The following is a 5,613-nucleotide window of genomic DNA, read 5'->3' as shown; positions in this document are numbered from 1 at the left end:
AAGCTCAAGGCGTTCATCACGGGCACGTGGATTCGCATCAACGCGAAGAACGTCGCCGCGCGCGACGAGCGCAACAACGTCAACATGGTCTTTCTCTCCAACGAGGCGATGCCCGTCGCGCTCGAGGAAGACGATCGCCGGCACGCCGTCGTCTGGACGCCGGGTGGCCTGCAGCCCGATTTCTACCAGGCGGTCGCGGCTGAGCTCGAGAACGGCGGCGTCGCCGCGCTGCACGACTACCTGCTGCATCTGGATCTCGGCGACTTCCACGAGAACACAAAGCCGCCCTACACCGAGGCGAAGGAAGACCTGATCGATCTCGGCCGCGACAGCCCGACGCGCTTCCACAACGAGCTGCTGCTCGGGAACATCGGTCGCATGCCGTTCGCACCGTGCCTGGCGAAGGATGCCTACGACGCCTACAAGGGCTTCTGCCACGACATCGGCGTGAGGCCGGCGCCGCTGCCCAAGTTCACCAACGCGATCAAGCGCAAGCACGACGTGCCCAACACGCGCGAGCGCTAAATGGACGGGCAGAGCATCGCCGGCCCGCACGGGTTTCTCCTGTTCGGCCAAGCTGAGCCACCGCCGGGGAAGTTGCGCACGACCTGGCTCGGCGAGTGCGTCGCCGCCTTCCGCAATGCCATGGCCGACTCGCGGCAGGAGCGTGGCCCATGACGTGCGGCATGTGCAGCATGGTGTGCGGCTTCCGGTGCGGCAACAACGCATTGATTCCAAAGGCGTGTGCGGCATGTGCGGCAAGAAAACCGCCACATGCGGGCGCGCGAGCATCGCGCGCTAGAGCCAACCACGCCGCAACGTGCTCGCGTACGCGTAGGCATGCCGCACATGCCGCACATACCGCACAACCGTTTTCAATCAACCGCTTGCGACGTTCGCCTATCCGCACAGCATGGCGCACATGCCGCACGTCCGCGCGCGCGACTCTTTTTTCGCGCATGTCCGAAGGAAAGGAGGGAAGGGTGAAGGCCACCACGGCAACCGCGATCGCCATGAGCGACGTGGAGCTGCATGCGACGCGCGCACGGCTCGCGCGCGAGATCCCGGCCGCGCAGGCGCTCTACGATGCGGTGAAGCGCGAGCAGGCCCGGCGCAAGCGCGCGGCGCGCCAGCAACGCATCCTCGTGCGCGCGGCGGCGGCCGAGCAGCTGGACCTCATCGGCACGCCGTCCGGCGGCCTGTCGCCTCTCTCCCACGGAGCGGCGGCATGACCGCGCACGAGCAGCCGGCGACGGCGACCTTCCGCGAGTTCGCCGACCTCATCAAGCGCAAGCCGTCGTACGTGACGCAGCTGCGCCAGGCGGACCGCCTCGTGCTGACCGAGGACGGCAAGCGCGTGCGCGTCGCCGAATCCATCGCGCGCATCGAGGCGACGCGCGATCCGTCCAGGATCGGCACCGTCGCGCGTCATGCGCAGGCGCGTGGCGAGGATGGCCCGACGATCGCCGGCGGCGACATCGAAGGCGAGGACGAGGCCTCCGCCCAGGACGCGCGCGACCCGAAGTTCCAGGCGAGCCGCGCCATGCGCGAGAACTACCTCGCACTCGCCGCCAAGCGCGACTACGAGCGCGAAATCGGCCTGCTCATGGACGCCGCCGACGTCGAGTCCGCCATCGCATCGGCCAGCACGCAGCTGCGCAGGACGCTCGAGCAGCTGCCGGACAACCTCGCGCCGCGCCTGGCCGCCGAGTCGGACGAAGCGCGCATCCGCTCGATCATGGCCGAAGAGATCCACCACGCCCTGCAGGAACTCGCGCGCGAGTTCGCGGCCATTGCGAAGGGAGGCAGCGGCGCGTGAACGCCGTATCCGTAGCCGTCCCACGCGCGGCCTACCCGGCGATCTCCGGCGTGCTTGCGCGCGCGCTGCGGCCACGCGACCCGATCACGGTCAGCGACTGGGCGGAACGCGAGCGCGTGCTCACGACCAAGGGCAGCTCCAAGCCGGGCCGCTGGCGCAACCCGAACAACCCGCTGCTGCGTGAGCCGATGGACTGCATGTCCAAGAGCAGCGACGTGCGCGAGGTGACGCTGATCCTGCCGATCCAGTACGGCAAGACGGAGTTCGAGCTCAACGTCCTCGGCTACACGATGGACATCGATCCCGGCCCGACCATGGTGGTGCTGCCGGACGACATCGCGATGAACGCGTGGATCGACCAGAAGCTCGCGTCGCTCATCGAGGGCACGCCGGCCGTGCAGCGCTCCCTCACCAGCTCCAACAGCCGCAACGCGGCCAACCAGAAGGCGTTCAAGGATTTCGCGGGCGGGCAGCTCTTCGTCGATCACGCCAAGACGGCGACGCGCCTCACGCTCAAGAGCATCCGCGTCATGCTGGTCGACGAGCTCGACAAGTTCGCCTCGGCTCTCGGCGGCGGCGAGGATCCCGTCGAGCTCATCAAGGGCCGCAACACCGCGTTCCCCTTCACCTACAAGCGCTGCTGGATCGGGACGACTGGCATCAAAGGCGTCTCCCGGCTCGATGGGCTGTACGACGAATCGGACCAGCGGCGATACCCCGTGCCGTGCCCGCACTGCGGCCACGAGCAACCGCTCGTTTGGAGCGGGCTGCACTGGAACGACGACGCGTCGAAGTGCTGGTACGTCTGCCGCGAATGCGCCTGCGCCATCGACGAGCACGAAAAGACCGCGGTGATCGCGCGGGGTCGCTGGGTGCCGGAGAAACCCGGTCGCCCCACGCGCGGCTACCGCGCGAACTGCCTCTATTACCAGATCGGGCAGGGCCCACGCTGGCTTGAGTTGGTGCACATGTACCGCGCCGCCGTGCGAGACCCAGCCAAGCTGCAGGTGTTCGTGCAGGAGCGCCTCGCCGAGTCGTGGGAAGACCCGGCGATGCGCAAGGTCAAGCACGAGCTGCTCGCCGATCGCGCGGAGCCGTATCGCCTGCGCACCGCACCCTACGGCGTGCTCGCGGTCACCGCTGGCGTCGACACGCAGAACAACCGTTTGGCCGTGCACATCGTCGGTTGGGGCCGCGGCCTGCAGTCGTGGACGCTCGACTATGTCGAGCTGCCGGGCGACCCCGCCGAGGCAGCGGTCTGGGTTTCGCTGGTGGACCTGCTCAATCGCGGCATCGAGCACGAGGGCGGCACCAACCTGCGCGTCGAGGCGGTGTGCATCGACGCCGGCGGCCATCGCACCGAGGCGGTGAAGAACTTCGTGCGTACGCGCCCCGGCGGCTCACACCCGCTGCGCCGCGCGATTGCGATCTTCGGCGCGGTGCCCAACAACGCGCCGGTGCTGAGCAAGGGCAAACTGCAGGACGTGAACTGGCACGGCCAGCTCGACAAGCGCGGCGTCACCATCTACCACGTCGGCACAGTCGCGGTGAAGCATCTGCTCTACAGCCGCATCGGCGCCGACGCGGAACCCAAGAAGGTCGACGGGCGCGAAGTGCCGAAGGAGATCGCGGACCGCTTCGTGCACCTCTCCGCGGACCTGCCGCCAGAGTTCTTCGCCGGCATGGTCAGCGAAACCTACAACCCGCTCAAGAACCGCTTCGAGAAGCGCACCGGCGTGCGCAATGAGCCGCTCGACACCTGGGTGTACGCCTACGCCGCGACGCATCACCCGGAGCTGCGCCTGCATCGCCGATCGAAGGCGGAATGGGACGCGGCCGAAGCGCGCCTCGGCCGCCGCCTAGTGGATGCACCCACTGTCGCGACGCAACCTGTTCCCCGTGAAACAAAGAACGTGAAACGCGATGACCCCGCAGCACCGTCGGCCGGCGGCTTCGGATCATCGGAATGGAGCAAGCGGCTATGACGACCGTCGCGCGCTCGGCGAAGGCGATGATCGACGACGTCGTCAGCGCCACGATCGCGCATACCGGCTACCCGGAGGCGCACGTGCGGCAGTTCGTCGAGCCGGCGCTTTCCTACATGCTTCGCGAGTACGGTGGCGATCGGTTGCCGAAGGCGACGAGGCGCGGGCCGCCAGCCGAAGACATCCGTGCCGCGGCGAGTCGCGGTGTATCCAAGCGAGAACTGCGGAAGCGCTTTCGCATTGGAAAGCTGACGCTCGATCGGATCCTCGGTGCGGCGAACAGTGGGGGTGTTCCCGAAAAGTGAAATTTCGGGAACACCTAGCCTCGCAACCCTTTGATTTTTAGACGCAGGTGTTCCCGGTTTTGGCGTGACTCAGGAACACCTCGGCGCGCAGCATGCTCGACGATGAGCACGGCCACCGACATGCGCGACGCCTACCTCGCTGCGGAACTCGCAGTGCTGGCGGGTCAGTCCTATCGACTCGGCGAGCGCCAGCTCACGCTCGCCAATCTGCCCGAGATTCAGGCGGGCCGGCAGGAATGGGAGCGGCGCGTCGCCGCCGAAACAGCGAGCGTCCGCGGTGACTGCGGCTTCGCCGTTGCCGATTTCTCGGGGCGCTGCCGATGAACCTGGTCGATCGCGCCATCCTCGCGCTTGCCCCCGGTTGGGGCCTTCGCCGCGCACGCGCACGTGTGCAAGCCAGTGCGATGAACGTCCAGGCGAGCGCGATGCATTCCGCCTACGACGCGGCCGAGCGCAACCGCCTGCGCCGCGCGGCGCGTGACTTCGGCAGTGGTACCTCGGCGACGATGTTGAGCGCGGCGCAGATTCGTACGCAGGCGCGCCACCTCGACCGCAATCACGACATCGCCATCGGCGGCCTCAATGTGCTCGTGCAGAACATCGTGGGTCCGGCGGGCATCGGCGTCGAGCCGCAACCGCGCGATGAGAATGGCGACATCGTCGAGGAGCTCGTCGACCAGATCGTTCCGCTGTACCGCGACTGGTCTCGTCGCCCGGAAGTCACCTGGCGCCACGACCGGCCGAGCATGGAGCGCCTGCTCGCGCGCACGATGTTCCGCGACGGCGAGGTGCTGTTCCAGGACCTCGTCGGTCCTGTCGCGTACCTCGAGCACGGCACGGCCATTCCCTACTCGGTCGAGATGATCGAGCCGGACCTGCTGCCGCTCGACCTCTTCGACCAGCAGCGCAACATCATGCAGGGCGTCGAGTGCAATGCGTGGGGCCGTGCGATCGCGTACTGGCTCTACAAGCAGCACCCGGGCGATCCGTTCGTCGCGATGCCGGAAACGAAGCGCGTTCCCGCCGACCTCATCCATCACGCCACGATCATCGAGCGTATCGGCCAGCGCCGAGGCGTGAGCCTGCTCGCGTCCGTGCTCACGCGCCTTGATGACCTCAAGGACTACGAAGAGTCCGAGCGTGTCGCCGCGAAGATCGCCGCATGCATGGCGGCCGTGATCGTGAAGGGCGATCCGAGCACGTACAACGGGGGCGTCGATGCCGAGGGCAATCCCCTGGGGACCCGGCACATGCAGATGCAGCCGGGCATGATCTTCGACACCCTGCGCCCCGGCGAAAGCGTGTCGACCATCGACACCAAGCGCCCGAACGCCGGCCTTGAGCCGTATCGCAACGGCCAGCTGCGCGCCGTCGCGAGCGGCATGCGCGTGTCGTTCTCGTCACTCTCGAAGAACTACAACGGCACCTATTCGTCGCAGCGCCAGGAGCTCGTCGAGCAGTACGGCGCCTACGGCGTTCTCGCCTACGAGGTGATCGCGCAGAT

Annotated in this window: 7 protein-coding genes; all 7 read left to right on the top strand. The window is 67.5% G+C overall.

From position 1 onward, the window contains the following. Window positions 1-525, top strand: a 525-nt coding sequence (locus ACTHK2_RS13860) for a primase-helicase family protein (protein WP_440246308.1), incomplete at its 5' end; no start/stop codon positions are given. A gap of 458 nt (window positions 526-983) precedes the next feature. Continuing rightward, window positions 984-1,232: a hypothetical protein gene (locus ACTHK2_RS13855; RefSeq protein ID WP_440246307.1), complete on the top strand. Its 249-nt coding sequence runs from the start codon at window positions 984-986 to the stop codon at window positions 1,230-1,232. Next, entirely contained in the window at window positions 1,229-1,819 is a 591-nt protein-coding gene (locus ACTHK2_RS13850) for a hypothetical protein (RefSeq protein ID WP_440246306.1), read from the top strand. Before ACTHK2_RS13855 ends, ACTHK2_RS13850 begins: the two co-directional genes overlap by 4 nt. Then, window positions 1,816-3,804 carry a phage terminase large subunit family protein gene (locus ACTHK2_RS13845; RefSeq protein WP_440246304.1) on the top strand — a complete coding sequence of 663 codons (1,989 nt, stop codon included), beginning with the start codon at window positions 1,816-1,818 and terminating at the stop codon, window positions 3,802-3,804. The genes ACTHK2_RS13850 and ACTHK2_RS13845 overlap by 4 nt, the downstream gene beginning before the upstream one ends. A 26-nt stretch (window positions 3,805-3,830) precedes the next feature. Then, window positions 3,831-4,109 carry a hypothetical protein gene (locus ACTHK2_RS13840; RefSeq protein ID WP_440246303.1) on the top strand — a complete coding sequence of 93 codons (279 nt, stop codon included), beginning with the start codon at window positions 3,831-3,833 and terminating at the stop codon, window positions 4,107-4,109. Between the two features lie 102 nt (window positions 4,110-4,211). Further along, window positions 4,212-4,433 (top strand): primosomal replication protein PriB/PriC domain protein, encoded by a 222-nt coding sequence (locus ACTHK2_RS13835; RefSeq protein ID WP_440246302.1) that lies wholly within the window; start codon window positions 4,212-4,214, stop codon window positions 4,431-4,433. Between the two features lie 80 nt (window positions 4,434-4,513). After that, window positions 4,514-5,613, top strand: a 1,100-nt coding sequence (locus ACTHK2_RS13830; protein ID WP_440246301.1) for a phage portal protein, incomplete at its 3' end; no start/stop codon positions are given.

Origin of the sequence: Dokdonella sp. (genome assembly GCF_051958935.1) — a bacterium.
Classification (GTDB): Bacteria; Pseudomonadota; Gammaproteobacteria; order Xanthomonadales; family Rhodanobacteraceae; genus Dokdonella_A.
This window is presented reverse-complemented; position numbering and strand designations above follow the sequence as displayed.